26 protein-coding genes are annotated in these 20,446 nt (G+C 47.6%); 2 read left to right on the forward strand and 24 right to left on the reverse strand.

The window, feature by feature from the left end; genetic code table 11:
- Positions 1 to 254 precede the first annotated feature (254 nt).
- The gene (rnt, locus tag B7360_RS04655; protein ID WP_012841569.1) at positions 255 to 899 is read left to right on the forward strand and encodes a ribonuclease T; all 645 of its coding nucleotides are present in this window, start codon (positions 255 to 257) and stop codon (positions 897 to 899) included.
- Between the two features lie 28 nt (positions 900 to 927).
- The gene (locus tag B7360_RS04660; RefSeq protein ID WP_005396535.1) at positions 928 to 2,253 is read left to right on the forward strand and encodes a Na+/H+ antiporter family protein; all 1,326 of its coding nucleotides are present in this window, start codon (positions 928 to 930) and stop codon (positions 2,251 to 2,253) included.
- Between the two features lie 75 nt (positions 2,254 to 2,328).
- On the opposite strand, the gene B7360_RS04665 is transcribed toward B7360_RS04660, so the two are convergent.
- The 24 genes from B7360_RS04665 to B7360_RS04775 all read right to left on the reverse strand — a co-directional run bounded on the left by B7360_RS04665 (position 2,329) and on the right by B7360_RS04775 (position 20,439).
- The gene (locus B7360_RS04665; protein WP_085342820.1) at positions 2,329 to 2,958 is read right to left on the reverse strand and encodes a DsbA family protein; all 630 of its coding nucleotides are present in this window, start codon (positions 2,956 to 2,958) and stop codon (positions 2,329 to 2,331) included.
- A gap of 771 nt (positions 2,959 to 3,729) precedes the next feature.
- Positions 3,730 to 3,927, reverse strand: a complete 198-nt coding sequence (locus B7360_RS04670) for a hypothetical protein (protein ID WP_085342821.1) — start codon at positions 3,925 to 3,927, stop codon at positions 3,730 to 3,732.
- Between the two features lie 2 nt (positions 3,928 to 3,929).
- The gene (locus B7360_RS04675; RefSeq protein ID WP_085342822.1) at positions 3,930 to 4,601 is read right to left on the reverse strand and encodes a hypothetical protein; all 672 of its coding nucleotides are present in this window, start codon (positions 4,599 to 4,601) and stop codon (positions 3,930 to 3,932) included.
- Complete coding sequence (locus B7360_RS04680) at positions 4,592 to 5,281, reverse strand: hypothetical protein (RefSeq protein WP_085342823.1); 690 nt, start codon at positions 5,279 to 5,281, stop codon at positions 4,592 to 4,594. The genes B7360_RS04675 and B7360_RS04680 overlap by 10 nt, the downstream gene beginning before the upstream one ends.
- Before the next feature lie 9 nt (positions 5,282 to 5,290).
- On the reverse strand, positions 5,291 to 5,827 hold the full coding sequence (locus B7360_RS04685; RefSeq protein WP_045607489.1) for a hypothetical protein: 537 nt from the start codon (positions 5,825 to 5,827) through the stop codon (positions 5,291 to 5,293).
- A 14-nt stretch (positions 5,828 to 5,841) separates the two neighbouring features.
- Positions 5,842 to 8,892 carry a phage tail protein gene (locus B7360_RS25215; RefSeq protein ID WP_254048115.1) on the reverse strand — a complete coding sequence of 1,017 codons (3,051 nt, stop codon included), beginning with the start codon at positions 8,890 to 8,892 and terminating at the stop codon, positions 5,842 to 5,844.
- A gap of 13 nt (positions 8,893 to 8,905) precedes the next feature.
- A complete protein-coding gene (locus B7360_RS04695) occupies positions 8,906 to 9,508 on the reverse strand; it encodes a phage tail protein (RefSeq protein WP_085342824.1) in 603 nt (200 codons plus the stop codon).
- Positions 9,495 to 10,682: a baseplate J/gp47 family protein gene (locus B7360_RS04700; protein ID WP_085342825.1), complete on the reverse strand. Its 1,188-nt coding sequence runs from the start codon at positions 10,680 to 10,682 to the stop codon at positions 9,495 to 9,497. The genes B7360_RS04695 and B7360_RS04700 overlap by 14 nt, the downstream gene beginning before the upstream one ends.
- Positions 10,682 to 11,023: a DUF2590 family protein gene (locus tag B7360_RS04705; protein WP_065302671.1), complete on the reverse strand. Its 342-nt coding sequence runs from the start codon at positions 11,021 to 11,023 to the stop codon at positions 10,682 to 10,684. The genes B7360_RS04700 and B7360_RS04705 overlap by 1 nt, the downstream gene beginning before the upstream one ends.
- Positions 11,023 to 12,909 carry a phage tail tape measure protein gene (locus B7360_RS04710; protein ID WP_085342826.1) on the reverse strand — a complete coding sequence of 629 codons (1,887 nt, stop codon included), beginning with the start codon at positions 12,907 to 12,909 and terminating at the stop codon, positions 11,023 to 11,025. The genes B7360_RS04705 and B7360_RS04710 overlap by 1 nt, the downstream gene beginning before the upstream one ends.
- A gap of 11 nt (positions 12,910 to 12,920) precedes the next feature.
- The gene (locus B7360_RS24975) at positions 12,921 to 13,061 is read right to left on the reverse strand and encodes a hypothetical protein (RefSeq protein ID WP_164673212.1); all 141 of its coding nucleotides are present in this window, start codon (positions 13,059 to 13,061) and stop codon (positions 12,921 to 12,923) included.
- A gap of 41 nt (positions 13,062 to 13,102) precedes the next feature.
- The gene (locus B7360_RS04715) at positions 13,103 to 13,366 is read right to left on the reverse strand and encodes a putative phage tail assembly chaperone (protein ID WP_085342827.1); all 264 of its coding nucleotides are present in this window, start codon (positions 13,364 to 13,366) and stop codon (positions 13,103 to 13,105) included.
- Positions 13,363 to 13,647, reverse strand: a complete 285-nt coding sequence (locus B7360_RS04720) for a hypothetical protein (protein WP_025517570.1) — start codon at positions 13,645 to 13,647, stop codon at positions 13,363 to 13,365. Before B7360_RS04720 ends, B7360_RS04715 begins: the two co-directional genes overlap by 4 nt.
- 2 nt (positions 13,648 to 13,649) lie before the next feature.
- On the reverse strand, positions 13,650 to 13,880 hold the full coding sequence (locus tag B7360_RS04725) for a hypothetical protein (RefSeq protein WP_031856782.1): 231 nt from the start codon (positions 13,878 to 13,880) through the stop codon (positions 13,650 to 13,652).
- The gene (locus tag B7360_RS04730) at positions 13,877 to 14,374 is read right to left on the reverse strand and encodes a hypothetical protein (protein WP_065302674.1); all 498 of its coding nucleotides are present in this window, start codon (positions 14,372 to 14,374) and stop codon (positions 13,877 to 13,879) included. Before B7360_RS04730 ends, B7360_RS04725 begins: the two co-directional genes overlap by 4 nt.
- Entirely contained in the window at positions 14,371 to 14,589 is a 219-nt protein-coding gene (locus tag B7360_RS04735; protein WP_085342828.1) for a TraR/DksA C4-type zinc finger protein, read from the reverse strand. Before B7360_RS04735 ends, B7360_RS04730 begins: the two co-directional genes overlap by 4 nt.
- A gap of 12 nt (positions 14,590 to 14,601) precedes the next feature.
- Positions 14,602 to 15,051: a phage protein gene (locus tag B7360_RS04740; RefSeq protein WP_025605246.1), complete on the reverse strand. Its 450-nt coding sequence runs from the start codon at positions 15,049 to 15,051 to the stop codon at positions 14,602 to 14,604.
- 3 nt (positions 15,052 to 15,054) lie between these two features.
- Positions 15,055 to 16,185 (reverse strand): DUF2586 domain-containing protein, encoded by a 1,131-nt coding sequence (locus tag B7360_RS04745; RefSeq protein WP_085342829.1) that lies wholly within the window; start codon positions 16,183 to 16,185, stop codon positions 15,055 to 15,057.
- A 3-nt stretch (positions 16,186 to 16,188) separates the two neighbouring features.
- Entirely contained in the window at positions 16,189 to 16,845 is a 657-nt protein-coding gene (locus B7360_RS04750; protein WP_085342830.1) for a virion morphogenesis protein, read from the reverse strand.
- Positions 16,829 to 17,320, reverse strand: coding sequence for a phage tail protein (locus B7360_RS04755; protein ID WP_025589358.1), 492 nt, complete (start codon positions 17,318 to 17,320; stop codon positions 16,829 to 16,831). The genes B7360_RS04750 and B7360_RS04755 overlap by 17 nt, the downstream gene beginning before the upstream one ends.
- A complete protein-coding gene (locus B7360_RS04760) occupies positions 17,317 to 17,736 on the reverse strand; it encodes a head completion/stabilization protein (RefSeq protein WP_025517552.1) in 420 nt (139 codons plus the stop codon). Before B7360_RS04760 ends, B7360_RS04755 begins: the two co-directional genes overlap by 4 nt.
- Positions 17,737 to 17,850: 114 nt before the next feature.
- Entirely contained in the window at positions 17,851 to 18,567 is a 717-nt protein-coding gene (gene gpM, locus B7360_RS04765) for a phage terminase small subunit (RefSeq protein WP_085342831.1), read from the reverse strand.
- 10 nt (positions 18,568 to 18,577) lie between these two features.
- A complete protein-coding gene (locus tag B7360_RS04770; RefSeq protein ID WP_085342832.1) occupies positions 18,578 to 19,582 on the reverse strand; it encodes a phage major capsid protein, P2 family in 1,005 nt (334 codons plus the stop codon).
- Positions 19,582 to 20,439 (reverse strand): GPO family capsid scaffolding protein, encoded by an 858-nt coding sequence (locus tag B7360_RS04775; protein ID WP_085342916.1) that lies wholly within the window; start codon positions 20,437 to 20,439, stop codon positions 19,582 to 19,584. Before B7360_RS04775 ends, B7360_RS04770 begins: the two co-directional genes overlap by 1 nt.
- Positions 20,440 to 20,446 lie beyond the last annotated feature (7 nt).

Here is a 20,446-nt window from a genome sequence, read left to right on the forward strand (position 1 = left end):
GTCTCTTAAACGGCAGTCTGTTGCCGTCAATTTGAATCAATAAAACCACTTCACCTGGCATGCAAAAACCTCGCCAACGTGCGAAATATCGTGATATTACGATTAACGTTAATCATGGTAACTCAATCACCCGAAATGCGATCGAGCGTATTGATGAGATGCAAAATAGAATTCCGTTTTTCTCCTAAATTGCGGTTTTTCTCGTCGGTATAATCTGCAATAATGCAGCCTTCGTCACACAAAAATAAGCCGACATGACAATAGAAAATGAAGCTCTGACCTTGAAAAAACGCTTTCGTGGTTATTTCCCTGTGGTAGTAGACGTTGAGACCGCAGGTTTCAATGCTCAAACTGATGCACTTTTAGAAATTTGCGCCGTTACGTTAAAAATGGACGAAGATGGCGTGTTGCATCCGGCCTCCACCATTCATTTTCATGTTGAGCCATTTGAGGGCGCTAACTTAGAAAAAGAAGCGCTAGAATTCAATGGTATTCGTGACCCATATAGCCCTCTTCGTGGTGCAGTTTCTGAGCAAGAAGCGTTAAAAGAGATTTATAAACTTATTCGCAAAGAACAAAAAGCCGCAGATTGCTCGCGCGCAATTATGGTTGCCCATAACGCAGCATTCGACTTAGGTTTTGTAAATGCAGCCAATGAGCGCTGTAAACTAAAAAGAGTCCCTTTTCATCCCTTTGCTACTTTTGACACGGCAACATTGAGTGGCCTTGCTTATGGTCAAACGGTTCTCGCGAAAGCATGCAAAACGGCCGGGATGGAATTCGATAATCGTGAAGCACACTCAGCGCTTTACGATACACAAAAAACAGCAGAATTATTCTGCGGTATTGTCAACAAATGGAAGGCCCTCGGCGGTTGGCCGCTTGTTGATGAAGAATAATAAGTAAACACAACATATTAGGAAAAGTATGAATCCTGTCGTTATATCAGTGTGCGTCATGCTCGTGTTAGCATTGATGCGCGTAAACGTGGTGGTTGCCCTCACGTTTAGTGCCATCGTTGGTGGCCTTGTCGCAGGCATGAGCCTTGGAGACACAGTTGCCGCGTTCGAAAGTGGTTTAGGTGGCGGTGCGACTATCGCTCTGAGCTACGCAATGTTAGGCACTTTCGCCGTTGCTATCTCTAAATCTGGCATCACGGACCTACTGGCTAAAAGTGTTATCAAGCGCTTAAATGGTAAAGAAAACTCGGCGTCAACTACCGGGTTAAAGTACGCGGTGTTAGTCGCGCTCGTTCTTGTCACTATGTCATCTCAGAACGTAATTCCGGTCCATATCGCCTTTATTCCAATTTTGATTCCACCTCTTTTGGGCGTATTTGCGAAACTTAAGCTCGATCGACGTTTGGTCGCGTGTGTTCTTACCTTTGGTTTGATCACACCTTACATGATCTTACCTGTTGGTTTCGGCGGTATTTTCTTAAATAACATTCTATTAAAGAATCTACATGACAACGGTTTGGAAAACGTGGTTGCAAGCCAAGTTCCAACTGCAATGTTACTGCCAGGTGCTGGTATGTTGTTTGGTCTATTGCTGGCAATCTTTGTTAGCTACCGTAAACCACGCATCTACGAAGAAACGGAGTTGACTGTCGTTCACGAGACAGATCATGCTATCAATAAAAAGCACATCTTGGTGGCCGCTCTTGGTATTGTCGCCGCATTGGGTGTTCAACTTTACACCGGCTCAATGATTATTGGTGCTCTAGCTGGCTTTATGGTGTTTACTTTTGGCGGTGTGATTGCCTGGAAAGAAACGCACGATGTCTTCACAAAAGGCGTGCATATGATGGCTATGATTGGTTTCATCATGATCGCTGCCGCAGGTTTTGCTGCGGTAATGAAGCAAACAGGTGGCGTTGAGACATTAGTACAGTCTCTCTCTACCAGCATTGGTGATAATAAGCCGCTTGCTGCGCTATTAATGCTAATTGTTGGTCTGTTGGTAACAATGGGTATCGGTTCATCGTTTTCAACCATTCCAATCTTGGCGACAATCTACGTTCCACTCGCGTTGGCATTTGGTTTTTCGCCAATGGCAACAATCGCGCTAGTTGGTACTGCTGCCGCTTTGGGTGATGCAGGCTCTCCTGCTTCTGACTCTACATTAGGCCCTACATCTGGTCTAAATGCCGACGGCCAGCATGAGCACATTTGGGAAACGGTTGTTCCAACCTTTATCCACTACAACATTCCACTGATCATCTTTGGTTGGATTGCTGCAATGGTGCTTTAGTACCGTTGTTTGATGGATATTCTTAGTTACGAAAAAGCCGCTCATTGAGCGGCTTTTTGTTATTTGAAATCGCGATTATTGCGCTGGCATATTGTCAATAATACGCTCACGTATCAGTTTCAAGGTAGGCTCTGTTGACAGATAATCCACGGCAATCGGGAAATAAGCGTCGTTAATTTGAAGAACCAAGCTAGGGTAAGAATCCACGCCTAGGCTCTTTGCAAGACTCAGTTGATCTTGGAACACACCTTCTAAGAAAGAGCCGTCCATATCGTTCTTGAACTGCTGAACATTCAAACCAATTTCTTTAGCTAGCTGCAAGTGAGTCGCTTCTTCATGAGGAGGCATCGCACGTAAATAATACGCATGTTGAATCGCTTCTAGCATCTGCTCATAAGAATCTTGAAAGCCCGCAGCGATAACTGCGCGACAAGATTGGTAAGTGCTTCTTACTGGCGTACAAAGCTTCCAGAAATCGTAGTTAAACTTGGTGCCCAACTGATGCTCAATCTGCTTCCAAATACCTTCGAGTTTTTGTTGCATCTCTGGTGGCATCGGCAAACTAGTATCTGGCGCAAGACCCACCACCACATACTCAAACTGAATAACGCCTGGCAGTTGCTGCTTCAATTTATCAAGCGTCGGTTTGTAACCCCAACACCAACTGCACATTGGGTCATGCACGTAGTAAAGCTTTATATCCACTTTAATAATTAAACCTTTAAAATCATTTAGTTAAATCAAACAAAAACATTAAGTGGCGATGAAGTGGCGACACATTTAAATCTAATTGCTTGGTTTAGACTTCGAAGTTAACGAGCTGTCCGGCAAACCCGGCAAAGAAGCAGGCTTTGGCTCTTCTCATGCACTCCCCACGAAAACAGCGATTTCTTACCGTTAACTTCAAAGTCATTTCAAAATCTCAGAGTAATTATACAGTCTCATAAATTGAAAAACTTATTTATCTTGGCAATTCACCTTCAAGCCTGTCTATACAAGGCTTCGTAAGCTTCACAATTGATCGTCTCTTTCTTCTTTTGATCGTCTTCATTTATGACGAAAAACACACTCACTCCATTATTTTCAAACACTTACCAATCGCCACCTGATCTTTCCAGATCATTAAAATTGCAATTTCCTGAAATTCTTTTCAACTTTTGACATTTCTAAAATGGCTCTAGAAGCGATTCTTAGAGGTCTTGGGGATTCTCGAACCCCGCTATGGCTAAGGCTTCGCTTGATATCTACCGTGTTACGTAAGCAGCTGAATTTCGACATTTGAGAATTGCGAAAAAACCAGATCGAAAAGCGCGCAGGTGGGGAGGAGGAGTGCGGATTCCGTCACCCAGAGGCTGCTTTACGTCACAGTTCTTTCCTGCCCGTGGTTTAGCCGCATCGTGCGCGGAGTTAAGGCAAGATGGTCCAGATAAAAGAAATGCGCCCTTGGTGGGCGCATGGTATGGCTAGAATCGGTTTCTAGATTATTGGATGCTCTCCGGCAGAACTGCCACTCGATATGTTTGCCTTGGCATTTTGTGTGATTTCGTCATAAACAGCATTGGCGATCGCTTCTGCCATCTTTCCTGCCATGGCGAATTCACCTGTTAGAACGAACCCTTGTGCCTGGAGTTCGCTTTCTAACTTTTCTTTGAGAGATGCTTTACTCATTGCCATGTTTATTTACCTGCCTTAACTGTCGATGACATATCAGAGTGAGGCTTGCCTGTGTAAGCACAAATACAGTCACCTTGCACAACACCTTTACCGCCATTCATGGTGATGAGATCAGCCACTTCTATGATTTTCTTGGCAGTCGTGGTTTTATTGTTTGTGATTTCTTCTATTTTGTCTTCCAACACTTTGATGCGTTGATTTAAACATTCGGTGATGTTGTCTTTGTCTGTCTTGCTTTCAAAGTTACCTTCTTCGTCGACCAGTTGGTAAACACCTTGGCGTTGTTGATATCGGCTTTCGCCTTGCTTAATCGCGGGTAACTTGAATCCCAATGGCAGAACACAACGAATAAAAGGCTTATCCGGCTGGCCGAACATAAAGCCTATTTCTACAATGCTTCCGATTGCCGGTGGCTCCAGTCTACCGGCGTATTCACCCACACCTGGTATTGGAAGTGGTACCGCCTGAAGTGGTGATTTGTCTTTGAACTCCACGCCCTTTTCATCAAGCAGCTGAACGTCCACCGCATAATGCGGGTAAAAGCGATCAGACATGTCGCCCTCTTCAGGCAGCTCAGGTAGCGCAACCACCTTACCCCATCGTGGCAAATGCCAGCGTCCGGTCAGTTCTGGAAACAGTCGAAAGATGATCCGCTTAATTGCATTTACGTCCATGTCAGCTTCACCTCTGTTCCTTGGAAATCAACGCCCACCAAGCGCAGGCCATTTACAATCGCACCTGGTCTTAACTTAGGGCTCGCGGGTATTTTCACGGACTTGGCCGTCATGTGCCCCGTCATTAGGCTATCAGGAATAGTCACCGGCTTATCTGCCCAGTAAGAGTCTTTCCAAGTGCCCACATAGATTTGGCCGTTACCCTGCTGTTGCCAAAACAGGTCTTCAATACCGAAGGCTTGAGACAGCTCGTCCATCACTCGATAGCCATTACCATCACTGTAAAAGCAAGGGATTGATGTTTTGCTGTAGGCCGCTTCTGGTACCACAAACTGCAGTCCAGTTTTGTTGGTCACATCGCTGAGTAATTGCATTAACGTTGGGTGGCGAAGCGTGATATCGAGCGGCTTAAACAACAATGCCGCCAACTCGCGGCAAAACAATTCTGACCACCCTTTTTCTGATGCTTGAACCCGTTCGATGTAACCAAGAAATACCCGCGAGATGCTGTCACCCCACCCGATGTCCACCGCAATAATGGTATTAACCTTCGGAGTACCTTCTACGGAAATCGAGCAGCGACCAGGTGTATTCACATCAAAGAGAATGCGATGGTTCTTTGCTTTAACCTTTTGACTACCAAGATAGGCTCGACACACGAACTTGTGGTTTGGTTCCATAACCTCCCCCTAAGACAATATTTCGTCTAGTGATTTGAGAAACTTCATGATGCCTGTGAGTTCGACACTGGTATCCGGCGGAACGTCTTCACTTTGACCCGTTTCAACCGGAGTGGTTACCCCTTGCACCTGCTGCTGTGTTGCAGGCTTATCTTCCTGACGCTGTTCAACACGCTCAGGGACAGACAAGTGCTCGACTAACTCAAAAGCCACGTTCCATTGTCGGTTGCTCTCTTGCTCATCGGCTCGAATCGTCCCTTGGAACTTCACCTGGCGAATCTTGAGTGCCGCGGCGGTGTTGTTGCTGATGCGGTAAATCTGGCGGGCACTGTTATCTTGCCCGCCTGCCATGGTGAACAGGTTGCTTAGGGTTTCACTCTTGTTGAATGGGATCACGCCACTTACGGACAACACTTTGCCTTTGTTGCCCGTTTCAGCTTGGTCAGTCGACGAGGACTGGCCGGACATATCTTGTCCGGCGAGCTGTTGGCGAACGCTAATGCGCAGGTTCTTGAGTGAGATTTGAGTGCCGTTGAGGGTTAGCATAGTAAGTTGACTTCCTAGGTAACTGGCTCAAAACGGCTATCTGAAAGATACCCATTAAACATCATGGAAGGCGTAACACTACCTGTAATCACCACATCTTTTTCAACTAGCACTCCTTGAGAGCTGCGTAAATAACTCGCGGTGTATCCTGCATCCGTTTTTAAAATGCTACACCCCCGGAGATGGTGCGGACCAAACTCTGGCTTTCCGGTACTATCAACGGGTAATGGCATGATTTGGCAATTGTGAAACCAAGCGATACCGTCTGAAGCAAATGAGCCGGAATATTGATCATAAGCCACACATGAACCACCGTGAACTTCCAAGTAATGGGATACCGTAATTTCAACATCAAACATGGTGCACTGGCTAATCAAAATACGGAGCTTGATTCTATCCGCACCAGTATTTCTCTCATTGGTATTTGGAGCATATTGAATCAGCGTTTCTGCACCAGGAGAATTACCCTCGTTATACCTTGGATTACGGTTCGCGTTAAAAATTCGAGAAACAGACCAAACCGCATTGTGCGCCCCATCCGCAGCATCGCCCGCTTCAGCATTCATCTTGACATACAAATCCTTAGGCCCGTTCACGGCAGATATGTAGGCATTAGGGTTTTCTTTTGAGTAGTTGACGTTGTCGATAATGACTCGCGCAGGAAGTCGAGTCCCTGTAGTAATGGCATTGTTTGAGAAATCCACACAAACAACACCAAACGCCTGATAAGTGAGATGAGAGTCCGGAGCTTCAATCACCACGTCTTTGATGATGATATTTCTTGCCCACTCGACGATATGGCTTGCTCCATAGTCGCCATCACAATGGAACTTAACTATCTGCAATCCAATATCACGCGACATGCTGGCATCCACAATCATTCTCAGACCATCAATTTCTATGGTACCTCGCCATTCACTTGCATAGTCAGGGCGCAACTGAACTACATCACTAAAACCGTAATCTTTAGAATTAAGCTTGGTCGACTTTCCAAAGAACTTAGAGCAGTTCTTTAGCTTGAGGTAACCGCCTCCAGAACCAACCAATATCCCCCATTCTTTAAAATGGGTGTCTTCTGCTAAGAGATCCCAAAGACCGAAGTGCCCATCAAATCGATTGATTTTACAGCTCTTCAACGTCACCCCATTGACGAGGTTCATACCCGCGAAACCATAACCACAATAGGCGTTCAGGTTTTCCAGATATAAGTCCACGACGCCCGTTCCGGAAAGGCCGTAAGTGCCGTCTGTCCCATCCAAACGAGTCGGTGCTTCTGCGTTAACGTCGATGAGACGAACGTCAGCACACATTGAATAGCTCATTGGAGCACGGATATTTTTTTGGTCTGAATTGGTTTTATCTTTGAAACCAACTAGGTGCCAAATCGTATTGTTGCGCGCTATTTCTAAGAAGATATGGCTAGGACTGCCATTTTGGTCGAGGAACCCTCCCTTAATGGTAATGTAGCACTGCTCCATATTACGATACTGAACGGTCAGTGATTCAGATTGCGTGTAATCAAATCGTAAAGGCTTATTCAACTCACCGTTTTTACCCACTCGGTTTGGCTCTCGTTTATTTTCAAACGTAGAGGATGATGGGTAACGCTTGATATGAGGCGTATCAGAATCAATGAATATAAACGCGTTATGAAGAGTCGCCAGTGATGGCAACCAACTTGACGATTCGTAGAACTCACTTTTATTCAGCGGCAAAAGGAAGGTTTCCAGCGGGTTTCCTTCCGCTCGAAATAGGACGGGCATGCTCCAAGTCGCCGGGTTACCAACACTTGAATCAATGATGAATTCTGTCATTCCCCAATCCACATTCGTGTTAATAACCACTAAGTGGCTATCATCAATCAGTGCTTTCCCATCTTCATTCTGAACTGGAACCAGCTTTAGATTCGCGCAATCATGACAGTCTTTAATTTGCTGCATTACCGAAGTTTGACCGTCTAATACCGCACCAAACTGGCGATAATTCAAAGGGCTGCTGACAATTTCAAACTCCCTACCCTTCGAATCGTAGACTAACCCAATGTCGAGATGCGACTTACCCGCTTCTTCAAGCTTAACGTTCCCTGTAAATGTAAATTCTGCTGAACCTTTATCGCCTGGCGAATAGTAGCCTCTGGTGATGACATGTTCACAGTCCAAGCTTCTATCAGTGAATGACGTAAAAGTTGGTAATGACATTGTCATCATTTTCGTGCCACCAATGCCTCGCAAATCACTCACTGTTCCATCAGCCAGCACCTTGGCAATTTTGCACACGAAATGCGAGATATCTTTACCAGTCGATGAATCGATGTAATCGTCTTTCTCTTCGGCCGTGATAACGAAATCAAACAGAGTCACCTGCTCACCTGTTGGTGTACCTTCGCGGTGCGCATCGATGTAGATGAACGAGGGCTTATTGGGTACCTGAATACTTCGGTCAAATTCCATGCTCACTCGGTTACCTGATACATAACCGGCACCCGCTTTGATGTTGTATGCACTGCCTGATGGCGTCACCAAGAAACCATCTTCGATAAACCAGTCTTTGCCGTTCTGGTCGATGATGGATTGCGCCACATCACTGTCCATCTTCTTCATTCGATCAGTGGCGTTGTATTGCCAGCTGGATGCATCCACCGTGATGTTGGTGATTTCCGCGATGTCTTTGTATTCAAGTACGACCGAACGCACCAAGGTATTACCCGCAACACCTGGTTCATCTGCCGTCTTTGGTGTTAGCGCGTGATGGTCAATCGTGACTAATACGCCATATTCAGAGCAGTATGCGCCTGTCCAGTTGAACTCAAACGGACCAACATCGCTGGTCAAGGTGGTGCTGTAAATCACCGAGTCAGCAGAAAGTCGGCCGCGTTGCTCAACCTGCTCTTGATGAACAATGTCGTCAGTTGGTACCACATCATCTGGCTGTGGGAGATCTGGGCGGTTGGGAATATTCGCAAATATCATTTTGTCGATGATAAGCGGCTTTTCTTCAGCGTTGAGCTGTGCCAACAGTGCTTTACCTGCGGCAGTTAAAATTGACTTGTCAGTGGTATTTGCCATGTTTAGTAATTCCTTAACCCTTCACTGTGGCTTGGTAATATTCGCAGTCGACGTTCAGCACACTTGGAAGCATGCCAACGTTGAGCCTGGTCTTAACGTGAGACGTGGTGTATTGCGCTTCGACGTTCTTGCTTCGAGCGGCCAACGGCATTTCAACATAACTGGTGTATTGATATCGGCGGCAAGTGCGCCCGTACTGTCTAATGACGGTATCTAACAACTTAGGGACATTGGTTAGGTCACCGTCGCGGATTTTTACGCTGATCACATCCCAATCCACATTAGCCAAACGCTCATCTTGTCCAATGTGCGGATAACCCAACTTGGCAAACATATCTTCCCAGCCTGCTATCGTGCCCGCGTCACGTGCGAAGCCATAAGCGTGAGCCACACGGGTTCGAAATAACGCTTCCGGCTCTTGGCCTAGGCGTTCTATATCGCGTTGCCAGGCAAGGATATTCACCAGTGCTATTGGTGCAGTAAGTGGGTCATGCTGCTGCAATGGCATTTCGAATGCCGACCTCACATGTTCCCAGTAGTTACGCATGGCTCGGGCGAACTTAGCCAGTTCGCCACGTCCCATCCAGTAACGCAGATTAATCTCAGGAATTTTCAACGGTCACCCCCAGAGAATTAATGCGCGGTACCGTCAAGTTATTGATGATGTCGGCATTATCGAATTCGAGCGATTCAATCTCCGAAAACTGCTCATGCAGCTCTTGCCCTAATCTTGAGAAACTGAATCGAAGCACCGGACTAGTAACTGTTGGCGAGTAATCGGTGTTCTCACGGAAAGCCGCACTAATAAACTGCTCCACTTTCATTTTCAACGCATCTCGGTCTTCCATCGTTAATGAACGAAGTGGCCAAACCCGGCAGACAATATCGTGGGTTGTTTCTGGCATGGCGAGGACTTGCAGGTCATCACCATGTCCGTGCTGACCTTCGACACGGATGTACTCATTCAAATCCGCCAACATTTCTGCCGATGGTTCCCCCGTATCTAAAAGGATGAACGCGTTGGCGGTACCTGGACCACGCGGAGCGTTGTGCTCAAAATAGACATTATCGTCATTGATACCTGCGCGACTGGTGAGCAGTGAACGGTAAGCTGCGTCAATGTGCCATCTTGCTACTGCGCTCCATTGGTTACGAATACGTAGGCGGAGTTCGTCATTACTCTCTTTGTCTGCCCCAGCTTCATTCAACCATTCAGCAGGGTTGGTCACTGCGCCAATGCCCGGAATGGCTGTTGGTAAAATGTGGTAATACCCTTCACCTAGGTTGTAAGCCGCGCCCTCGTTCTCTGCCTCGACTTCTGCCATCACCATGGTGTCGTTCTCAGGCATCGTGGTATCAGCAAGCACCTTCACCCGGTAAATCGTGCCGTTAATCGGTTCGGTCTGTACCCACGTATCTTTGGGGATCACCAACGCAGGGCCTTTAACCGCAGAACGTTGAAAAGCGATCATTCCTTTGGCTTTGGTTGCCCCTTTTCGGGTGAGTTTGCATTGCCACGCCAACAAGTCGAGCCATTGGTCTACAGCGGTCGCAACAAACATATTCGGCAAGACATAGCCAACCAATAAGGTATTGATGAGCCACATCGTGACTTTCACTACGGTGGCTTCAATGAGTCGCCAAAATGGAGAAAACGGCGAGTCGTTTGAGATGATGGAACCTTCTTTATCCATCTCCTCTTTGAGTACTTTCTTCCACCCTGCTTCATCGGTTGGGATACCGGATTGCTTCACCAGTTCGGAATAATCCGGTTTTGGAATATCAGTCATTAACGCTCTCCGTTATTCACTATCTCTAATTTCAACTCGCCAAAGTCCATGGTGTCGGCAAACACGTAAATCGTGCCCTCAGTCGGTTCATCCAAACGCACGGTACCCGGTACCAATCGAACATCTTCTTCAACCAGCAATTCCAGCTTGGTGCGGATATCGGCTTTCTTGGATGGGCTTCGCTCAGCGATTAAATCCACCGCTAAGTTACTCTCGATGATGGCGTGTTTGATGTCTTGGGCAATAACCGCTCGGTCTTGAATCAAGATTGGGTTGCGGCCTGCATCGAGCACCACATCCCCGTTCTCAATCAAAATGTCTTGGTATTTGTAATCCGCCATTAGCCTGCCGCCATTTCTATTTCACTCGCCATGTCTTGCGGGCTGTTCATGTAGGTTGGATAAATCGCCACACCACCGTAGTTCGTCGAACTGGTTTGATAGCTGGCAATGTTCTTGGCTGCGCCCCCAGGTTGAATTTGTGCACGAGGCGTAGCGCTTTGAACGGACTTCGATTTCACTTGAGTCGCTTCATCATCACCGCCCAAACCTGGTATCCAATCAATGAGTCCTTTCACTGAGTCCCAAATTCCCGCTAGGCTCTGAGAAATCCAATTGAACACTCCGGAAAAAACGTCCTTAATTGAGTTGGCCATATCACCGATAAAGGCAAATCCACTAGTGTCGGTAAAGCCGCTCATGACCCATTGCCAACCTGCCTTGATGAACTCAAACATGGCTCTGAATGGAAGTGTGATTAAAGTGATTGCCCCTTCTAGTACTTGGAACCAGGTTGTGTCACCCAACGAGGCTTTCAGATCATCCCAGTAGAAGATCAGCGCACCCACTGCGGCGATTGCGGCAACGACAGCACCAGTAATGAATCCTATTGGGTTCGCCATCATTGCGATGTTTACCGCTAGCATTGCAACGCGAAGCGCTGCCATTCCTTTGGTTAGTAAAAAGTTCACCCCTGTAAACATCTTCATGGTGAGCATATAAGTCGCCATGACTTGTTTACCGACACCCATCATTAAGGTAAAAACACCACCTGCTGCTGCTGCACCTAAAATCGCCATGGCAGCAAAACCAATGTACTTGGTCAGGTTCGGGAACATCTCTGTCCATTCGATGATTTCTATCGCACCATCAGCCAAGCTTGAAATCACAGGCAAGAGAGAAGGCAACAACGCGGCACCAAAAGCAGTGCGAACTGCAAACACGCCTTGTTCGAGTCGTTCCCATTGGTCGGTCATCGCTCCGGCCATGTTAATTGCCGTATTTAAGTTACTAGCATCATTTAGGTCTTTGACACTGGATTGCAGCTCATTCGTTTTGCCTATCAAGTCGGTGATAAGCAGCACGGCTTCATCCGAGCCGAAAGCTTGCTTAATCTGATCAATTTCCAGTGAATCTAAATCACCGAATTGGTTGCGTAGTTTCGACATAATGTCGAACATGGGCAGCATTTTTCCGTTGCTGTCGGTAAACGACATACCAAGCTTGTCTTGTGCTTTGACAACACCGTTCATAAAAGCTTTGTAACGAGTCCCCGCTTCACTACCAGTCATAGAGCCTTGTAGTAGGCCAAGCACGGCCATTTGCTCTTGAATGGCTACGCCGTGAGTTTTACCTAATGCGCCAACACCTTTAAACGCATCCGACATGCCTTGACCCGTGGTTTTGAACCTCTCGACAGATTTTGCGGTCATACCTGCAACTTGTTCAGCCCAGTTGTCTTTACCAATCCGATCGGCTTGGTCTTTAAAAACCGAGTACATGGTGCCCATGTAGTTGGTAATGGTGGCGGTATCTGCTTTAGTCGCAGCGGCTAAAATAGCCGAGCTTCTTGTGACACCCGCCAGTTCATCACCTGTCATATCTCCCATAGCAGATTTGATATCATACGAAGCCGCCACAAATTCAGTGGCCGACTTACCATATTCAACCGAAAACTTCATTGCGGTTTGGGTAAGGGTTTTTAGTTGGTCATCGGCAACACCAAGTGATTTCACTTCACCTAATGCCCTGTCCATCTCAATTGCTGGCATCAAGGCTTGTTGCAATGCAAAGCCAGCACCCACCATGCCTGCCGCGCCAGCCATCATGGTATGAGTACCCTGACGGTAGGTATTGGTGACATCATGCAAATTGCGTTGAATATTGCCCAGAGGTTTAGAAATCTGGTCAATCAATCCAACTTGAAATCTGAGTGCTTCTGGTAACATCGTGTTCCTTATCAGCTAAACGCCCTGGCAACCCCATTGGCGGTGGCAGCTTGCATGTTTTCCCAATACTGACGCTCTAACCAAATTGCCCTTGCAAGGTTCTCTTCGCTGTCTGTCTCACCCGGCAACCACTTACGGCGCCAGGTAAGCATTTGTTCGAGCTCGTTGGAGTCCATAGCCCGAACAAGGGCATCTATTTTTTTACTTTGATTTGCAGCTTCGGCGTGTATTCCTTGAGAACTTCACCCACAACCTGAATCGCTGCACCTGGGTTCTCGTTCGTCAGCTCACGGAATATTTCTTTGCTTTCCTCTGTAACGGTGTTCATCAGAAAGTTATGCGCAGAGTTCACGATTTCCCCCTGTGCCAACGCGTTCATGTAGTCGTTGTAATCCGCTTCTGTTGGGACGAACGTGATATCTGCATCACCGACCGTTAATACAATTTGCTTGCTCATGCTACATCTCTCTCTTTATCTAGCTTGGTTTCCAAACGGTCGAACCGTCCGTTAATTGAATCTTTCAAATCATCTACGGCTTCCCGTAGTTCGTGCTTGGTGGCGTACTTTTCAGCGACATCACCACGCAGTCGCTCAGTGGCTAGCTCATTGGCATGGATACGACGATCATGATCTCGGGCGGTGTTCTGCCCTTTATCCGTTCTGCCGAAAACCACATTGATGATGGCGATAAGCAGCGCTATCGTTGCCACAATCGCCGATATCCATGATGAATCCATCGCTATTCCTTCAGTGGCACTTCTTTCAAGCGTTTGCCTTGTAAAGCGTTGATGATGTCATCCACGGTTTCTTGCAGAACATCGTTTGTGCTCAGGCCTTTCAAGGTTTCCAAGCCCCATACCACAAGACGTGTGGCGAAGCGTTCAAGGATGATTGACCAACTGATTTGAAAGAACAGACCTTTCAGTACTTCCAACAATGTCTTACCAACGATTCCAGTTATGAAACTCATGCTGCTTCTCCGATTAGCGATTGATATGCTTGCAGGTAATCTTCTGCGGTTGCTTTCCCTGCGCTCGTGTTCCAGTACTTCTTCGCGTACCGAGCCAAGCCTTCTAGGTCATCGGCTTCAGGCAAGGCTTCCGGGAACCGAATTAAATTGAGTCGTGCGGTTGCCACTGCGAACTCGGGTGAAATCACCATGTAACGAGGGTCTAAGTGCTCAACGGGGCAAAACATCGACAATGCATCCAACAAGTGAGGGCGGCTGTTACCTAACCACTCGACAAGCCAGTTGAAGGTGGCTGGCTCCATTTGGGTAAAGCCCAATGCAGGACCACGCACTTGTTTTGAGTAAGTAAACTTTCCAGACTCATGGGCAATAATCATCAGGATCAGATTAATGGCCGCTTGAGTGTTCATTGTGCCTTTACCACCGGATGCCATGTCTAAGTGGTCAAGGACTGGCTTCATGATTTTCTCAACAAAGAGCTTTGCTAAATTCATCGGGTCATTCGCTCCAATTCGCTTTGACACTGGGTGCAGTAGATGCAACCTGGTACTTTTTGGCGGCGTTTTTCTGGGATTGGGTCGCCACATTCGCCGCATTCATGTGCGCTTTCCCGTTTTTCAATTTGCTTAGCCCTTGCCAGTTGGTTGGCAAGCGCCACTTCTGTGAATTGGGTTTCAATACCGCAGGCATGGTCGATAACATCTGCCATCATGCCTCCTTGTTATTGAACCAAGTCTTCGGTTTCATCCGGACGTAGGTACGGCACACCGTTGATGCTGACAAAGTCTGGGCTTGTCACCTCGAATGGCAGCTTGTGAACTAATGCACTACCGCCATTCGAATCGGCATCAAGTAGGTCAGAGATTTTGATACGACATCCGAAGGCTTCAATTTTGAGCTCATCTTTATCAATCTTGCCGTAGAACAACGCGTCAAAATCAGGCATTCCTCGCCAAGAGCCGGCTTGTTTCGCTGCTTTGCTTAGTAGGTTAAATTGCTGCGTGGTCAGCTCCATCTCACCGCTAGCCTCAACATCTCCGTCGACGTAACCATCTGGCACACCAGAGGTTTTATTGACGGCGGAATTATCGGTGATGGATAACGAGACTTTTTGTGCTTTGAGCTTGTAGTCACCCAAAGAGAAATGCATGTTCTTGCCAGAAATTCTCATGGATTACGCCTCCAAATCTGCAGGGTTAGTAAGATCAAGCGCGATGTTGACCACGATGTGTTTCGGGCAGTTATGAGGACGAACCATCAAACCTATCGACACTTTGGTTTTGGTTACCCACTGAATGGTGACGTCACCATCTTCTGGCGGCATGATTTCACCAGGGAAGGTAATGCCGCCAACTTCTGTCGTTTTCGACATATCACGCATATCTTTGCGAAAGTAAGTGCGGTTCAGCTCAATGCTTGCAGGCGTTGAGTTAAGAATGCGGTCGGCAATACGTCGAATCGCTTTGATACGCACACGGCGGTTAAGCTTGTGCACCGGGCGAACGTATTCGAGGTACTGATAATCACCGCCTTTGGCTTCCAATGTGGTTGCGTCCGACCAGTACACCCCTTCTAAATCGGCGTACCATTGCGGCAGTGAGTAACGTGCGTCGGCTAGCGTTGCGATGGTGCTCATCTCTAATGCTTTGCCTGCGCTGTCCGTTGGCATGTCACCCAAGCTCAATACTGAGCCTGTTGCGACACGCATTGGGCTGTCTGCTACCGTGACGTTTCGATCACATAAACGACCAGCCAGTACACCCACGTTATTGCCGTTAAGCTGAGGAACGGGCGTCACGAGGTTTGCAGAAACATCTTTCACCAGGTCAAGCATGGCGGTTTCGTACTCTGCCCACGTTTGGCCTGTATCAGAGGTTGAATCAATGCCCGCACAAGCGGCGAGGAAGAACACCCAACGACCAAGTTTGCTGGTCAGCTCGGTTGCTTTCGACTGCATGTCATCAAACTGAGTTTTGACCGTGACTGGGTCACAAATGGCAATGCCTTCGAATGAGTCAGTCCGGTTCGCCAGATCAACAGCGTCTTGCCACGTATCGTCTGCACCTAAGCCGACAATCGCACCCGTCCAGTTTTGTTTGCCGTTAAGTTGGGCGGCTTTCACGTTCAGACCAAGCGCATCATCGGCAACAACTTCGTCAAGGTTGGTCATGTTATTAATGCGGGTCACTTTGCCTTGCAGTTCTGCCTTGTCAGTACGCCCGATGAAAAGCACGTGACGTTCTATCTCAGGGATACCGCCTTGTGCCAAATTGAGATTGTTAACCTCTACCTTTCCGGTTGCCATTGGTTATTTCCTCTGTTTTGCCTGCTCAAATATCTTGATGAGCTGGCGGTTCACTTCACGTTCTTTACTACCGAGAATCTGACGCTCTGCTAATGGAATATCCCAACTGGTGATATTTGGCTGATTAGAGAGTTCTCGAATAAGCTGTCCTGCTTGTCCGTGGGTGATGGTTGCCATCAACTCACGTAAACTGGGTTTCTTTCGTCCTTTACCGCTTTTTCTCGGTACCGTGTAACCCAGTTCTCTTAGCTTTCTCGCTTGCCCTTTGGTACAAGGTGCTGAGTAATCTGGTTTACCCCATCGCTTTTGCATTTGGCGCTTGGTCATTTTTTGCTTTTGACCAAGGTGGTGCCTTGCTGCGATTTTTGCGGTTAACTTGTTACTCCAAGTCAAATCAAGCTGGTTAGCGTTTCTCACATAAGGCGTTAAGCCCTTTGCCATCCGCTTTAAAACCTTGCCTTTCTTCTTTCCTTTCTTTGGTTGCAGAGCGCGTCCGTTAACGTCTTTTTGGGAGCGAATGCGCTTTCTGGTATTGGTCGTTTCCCAACGGCCAAGGGTTTTCAGTATCCAGACTCGCTTTTTAGGTGGCAGAGCCAGCATGGCCAGCTTTTCCTGCATGTTGAGCACATCGCGCTCATTGACCTTAATTTGTGGCTTCATTCACCAACTCCGCTTCTTCTGCGGTGTAGATTTCAACGGCCTGTACTCGGTAGGTTTCCCCTCGCCAAGTGATCATTCCCGCAGGGTCAGGGATCAGCTCAATCGGCTCCATCATTTCCAGTTCAATGGCAACATCGGCTACTTCACTGCTGATCACATCAACCGAAAGGTCTGGGTCACCTAACTCATCTTCATTACGCGTGGTGTCGTAATCGCTCAGCCAACAGGCAACCAAAGCAAGTAAGCAGCGAGGGTCCAAAAGTCGGTGTGGAAACTCTTCAATACTGACCACTGCGTTGTACTTCCAGTAACACGCGATATAACCGCCGTTCCCCCTGTCTTCACCGTTTGGCACAATGGAGCCGTTTTCCTGCCAGGCATCGATTTTGTTATCGAGCACATTGGAGTTCAGGTGACTGACGATGTAATCCGTCAGGTGCTCAAGCTTGGTTTTGTTGTAAGTGGTTTCGCTCATATCGAGTCAATCCCATTCGCACTGCGACCAAGGAGTGCGCGCACATCTTTGTTACTCTGGGCGAGAAAACGTGCCTCTTGTTCCGGTTCATCCGTTGCCACGCTTTCACCTTCTTTTCGGCGGTCTTGGGTCGCAAACTCTTTCAGCAGCTCGGCGTGAGCCCGACCATAAACCGCACGTTTGTAGAGCATGATTTTCGGATTGCTCAGCACTGGTTTTTCGCCACCGACAATCAGGCTTTCTAATCGTTCTTGAATATTCAGCGCGGCAATGGTCACCGCGTAGTTCAAAGAGTCGTTATCAAACGTATGGGGAACACGGCGTAAACTGCGAAATTCAGCCGTGGATAAGTCCGGCCATCCTTCACCTGGTATAGCGATATCGACTGCGCTGTTAACATTTCCGCCAAAGCTCATAACGGTCCCTTGATTAGTTAAATTAGGGCGCCTCTAGCCACTGGGTCGACGGTATCGAGTTAGCCGGTTAGCTTCTCTTACCTCACCAGCCGAGGCGCGGTGGCGTAGGAGTCTTTACAGATTCTTGCCTTCGTTAATGGCGCGAATACGGGCTTCAATCTTCTTGATTTGGGTACCCACCCCCACTTTGCTGTTCTTATCGTGCGCGTGTTGAAGCAGAGCCAATGCTTTTTCTAATGTTTCTACGTTGCCAACCGCTGTGGCTTGCGGCTGGCCTTCTTCATTTCGGATCAGGTATAAACCCGCGAACTTGTACCACTTAGCGTGAACCTTCTCGTGCAAGCGCCACTCTTTCTCGACCTTATCGAACACCAGGGAGAAGTAAGGCTCAATGGAATGACCACGTTCAGATTCTTTCTCCGCCCATGCCAACACTTCGTCAGCACAGAACGTCGGCCAGTCACGGCGGAAGTTTTCTGGCGTAGGCAAATCTAGCTCAATGGCTTTCATGCACCACTCAATCGCGGCATCCAGCTCTTTAATGTCGAATAGCCAAACCACCATGTTGGTAAAAATTGGGTTTTCGAACGCTTCGCCACTTTCTAAATAAGCCTGAACATACGGCTTGTATTTCGGTACCAGCACTTCACGCTTGTGCTTAATTCGATCAGCGATGGCGTTAAATGAGCGCAAATACTTGCGGTCTTCTTCAAACTCAATCAGCTTGATGTGCAGGCTGTCGGTACCTGCATCGGAAATGACTTCCGGTACAAACTGGTTAGCTTGCTGTTCAATGAGCTTTCGGCGCTGTTTTGCTAATGGGCTAACCATGCATTACTCCTTAAGCTACAGGCTCAACAACGGTGACAGACTCGATAGCAGCGAACTTGTTCAGGTTGCCGATTGCATAACCTTCCATACGGATGTGGTTTTGCTTGAAGCGAAGCGTGTCTTCATCGTTCTTTTGCTTACGCCACTGCGTGCCTTCCTGCGTGAGTACTTGCAGGTTTTTGGTATTGGTTACCCAAACCTGATCGGCTGGGAAGAACGGCGCTTGATAGGCTTTCTTACCTGCAATGGTTTTTGCCAGTTGTTGAGCAGCTTTGTGCTCGGTAGGCGTGTTTGCCGCTTCCAGTAAACGGTGCTGCTCTGCTGCGACCAGATTTGAACCGACGAGAACCACAAGATCAGGGTCTTGACGATGCTCTGGCGCAATCGTGGTATTGATCAGGTCTTGAACCAACGAATCTAGGTTTTTGTAAGAATCCGCGGTTGCACCTGATGAGTCGAGTTGGGCAGAAGCAAGGACTTGGCTCGCTTTCTTCTCTTTCGCGATAGTCAGCCAACCTTTGTTGACATCCTGACCAAGTGGATTTGCGACTGGGTCTGTTACCGTTGCAGCCGATGTACCGTTGAAACCAACACGTAGAATATCGAGAGCAAAACGGCGCGAGATGGCATTTTGCATCATCTTCAACCACTCATTTTTAGAGCCTGAGTTCGCCCATTGCGTCATGGTTTCCCAAAGAATGTGCGCACCAGAATCAGTTTTAACCAACTCGTAGGTGTTACCACTTTGGCCTACTTCTACGCTAAAGCGCTCATTGTTGCCGCGGCCTGTTGATAGACCATCGTTACCAACATCAACAACCTGACCTTTGATTTGCTGTACAGGCAGCATCGCGATCATGCCCAAGAAGGCATCTGACTGCATAATTGCCTGACGCAGCTTAGTTTCCATTGGCGGCGTAAGGTTAAACATGGTTTGACCTGCTGACGCGCCTGCACTTGTCAACATTGTTGAAGAGAACTCTTGCAGGTATTGAGTTGAAATTGCGTTCAGCATTAAAACATCTCCTTAGCTGAGAATTTATCGTCAGCACCAGAACCATCTGGTTCTTGACCCGGAACTTCTTTTGAAAGTTCAGCGAATTGGTTTTCGAGACCGTTCACTTTCTCGATTAACGGTTTTAGTTTTTCGTCCAGAGTGGCAGAGAACAGAGCAACGCTTGTTCCCTTCTCTTCTGGCTCTGGCGTTTCTGTTTCGTCTTGCAAGTTGAACTCTTCTTTCAGTTCTTGCTTGAACTCGCCTTTGAATGCAGAAAACTGCTCTTGCAGTGCTGCTTTAAGTTGCTCTTCGGTCACGTCGGTGTCCTCTACTTTTGATGGAGTTTCTGGCCCTTCATCGCCAGAAGAGAAAAATTCATTGAATGCCGCGAAAAAGCGGTCTTTGCGCGTGAAACACTCAGAAAAATCGACTTCTTCCAATGCGCTGCACTCTAATTCGGTGGTTTCACCTGATTTGCGAGAGAATTGAAGGAGCGAGGTACCTGTGGAGGCTGGGGAGTCAGTCGCAGCTAGGCCCATTAAATAGCAACGCCCTTCGCCCTTGTAATCGGGATTTGGTTCGATGGATGTAAACAGCTTTTGCTTTTTGCGGTTAGCTTCCAGCAAGTATTCGTTTGGCTCCAGCTTCGCGAACAGACGTAATTTGCCGCCTTCCTCTTCCGCTTTAAGCTCAACAACATTGCCCCAGTTTTCACCGTAACCATAAAATCGACGGTGTTCTGGCCAGATTAGTGCGGTGTACTCTTTTGGGTCATAGCTTGCCGCCATTTGCTCAATCCAATCACGGGTAATTTTGCGCCCGTCTACGGTTGGCCCCTCAGTAGCAATGATTTTCCAGTCACTAATCTTTGGCATTTTGGTA

Origin of the sequence: Vibrio sp. ArtGut-C1, from assembly GCF_002105475.1 — a bacterium.
Lineage (GTDB): Bacteria > Pseudomonadota > Gammaproteobacteria > Enterobacterales > Vibrionaceae > Vibrio > Vibrio diabolicus.

Excerpts from the sequence above, each read along its gene's own strand:
- rnt (WP_012841569.1), top strand. The coding sequence starts at position 255 with ATGACAATAGAAAATGAAGCTCTGACCTTGAAAAAACGCTTTCGTGGT.
- B7360_RS04660 (WP_005396535.1), top strand. The coding sequence starts at position 928 with ATGAATCCTGTCGTTATATCAGTGTGCGTCATGCTCGTGTTAGCATTG.
- B7360_RS04670 (WP_085342821.1), bottom strand. The coding sequence starts at position 3,927 with ATGGCAATGAGTAAAGCATCTCTCAAAGAAAAGTTAGAAAGCGAACTC.
- B7360_RS04675 (WP_085342822.1), bottom strand. The coding sequence starts at position 4,601 with ATGGACGTAAATGCAATTAAGCGGATCATCTTTCGACTGTTTCCAGAA.
- B7360_RS04680 (WP_085342823.1), bottom strand. The coding sequence starts at position 5,281 with ATGGAACCAAACCACAAGTTCGTGTGTCGAGCCTATCTTGGTAGTCAA.
- B7360_RS04685 (WP_045607489.1), bottom strand. The coding sequence starts at position 5,827 with ATGCTAACCCTCAACGGCACTCAAATCTCACTCAAGAACCTGCGCATT.
- B7360_RS25215 (WP_254048115.1), bottom strand. The coding sequence starts at position 8,892 with ATGGCAAATACCACTGACAAGTCAATTTTAACTGCCGCAGGTAAAGCA.
- B7360_RS04700 (WP_085342825.1), bottom strand. The coding sequence starts at position 10,682 with ATGACTGATATTCCAAAACCGGATTATTCCGAACTGGTGAAGCAATCC.
- B7360_RS04705 (WP_065302671.1), bottom strand. The coding sequence starts at position 11,023 with ATGGCGGATTACAAATACCAAGACATTTTGATTGAGAACGGGGATGTG.
- B7360_RS04710 (WP_085342826.1), bottom strand. The coding sequence starts at position 12,909 with ATGTTACCAGAAGCACTCAGATTTCAAGTTGGATTGATTGACCAGATT.
- B7360_RS24975 (WP_164673212.1), bottom strand. The coding sequence starts at position 13,061 with ATGCTTACCTGGCGCCGTAAGTGGTTGCCGGGTGAGACAGACAGCGAA.
- B7360_RS04715 (WP_085342827.1), bottom strand. The coding sequence starts at position 13,366 with ATGAGCAAGCAAATTGTATTAACGGTCGGTGATGCAGATATCACGTTC.
- B7360_RS04720 (WP_025517570.1), bottom strand. The coding sequence starts at position 13,647 with ATGGATTCATCATGGATATCGGCGATTGTGGCAACGATAGCGCTGCTT.
- B7360_RS04725 (WP_031856782.1), bottom strand. The coding sequence starts at position 13,880 with ATGAGTTTCATAACTGGAATCGTTGGTAAGACATTGTTGGAAGTACTG.
- B7360_RS04730 (WP_065302674.1), bottom strand. The coding sequence starts at position 14,374 with ATGAATTTAGCAAAGCTCTTTGTTGAGAAAATCATGAAGCCAGTCCTT.
- B7360_RS04735 (WP_085342828.1), bottom strand. The coding sequence starts at position 14,589 with ATGGCAGATGTTATCGACCATGCCTGCGGTATTGAAACCCAATTCACA.
- B7360_RS04740 (WP_025605246.1), bottom strand. The coding sequence starts at position 15,051 with ATGAGAATTTCTGGCAAGAACATGCATTTCTCTTTGGGTGACTACAAG.
- B7360_RS04745 (WP_085342829.1), bottom strand. The coding sequence starts at position 16,185 with ATGGCAACCGGAAAGGTAGAGGTTAACAATCTCAATTTGGCACAAGGC.
- B7360_RS04750 (WP_085342830.1), bottom strand. The coding sequence starts at position 16,845 with ATGAAGCCACAAATTAAGGTCAATGAGCGCGATGTGCTCAACATGCAG.
- B7360_RS04755 (WP_025589358.1), bottom strand. The coding sequence starts at position 17,320 with ATGAGCGAAACCACTTACAACAAAACCAAGCTTGAGCACCTGACGGAT.
- B7360_RS04760 (WP_025517552.1), bottom strand. The coding sequence starts at position 17,736 with ATGAGCTTTGGCGGAAATGTTAACAGCGCAGTCGATATCGCTATACCA.
- gpM (WP_085342831.1), bottom strand. The coding sequence starts at position 18,567 with ATGGTTAGCCCATTAGCAAAACAGCGCCGAAAGCTCATTGAACAGCAA.
- B7360_RS04770 (WP_085342832.1), bottom strand. The coding sequence starts at position 19,582 with ATGCTGAACGCAATTTCAACTCAATACCTGCAAGAGTTCTCTTCAACA.
- B7360_RS04775 (WP_085342916.1), bottom strand. The coding sequence starts at position 20,439 with ATGCCAAAGATTAGTGACTGGAAAATCATTGCTACTGAGGGGCCAACC.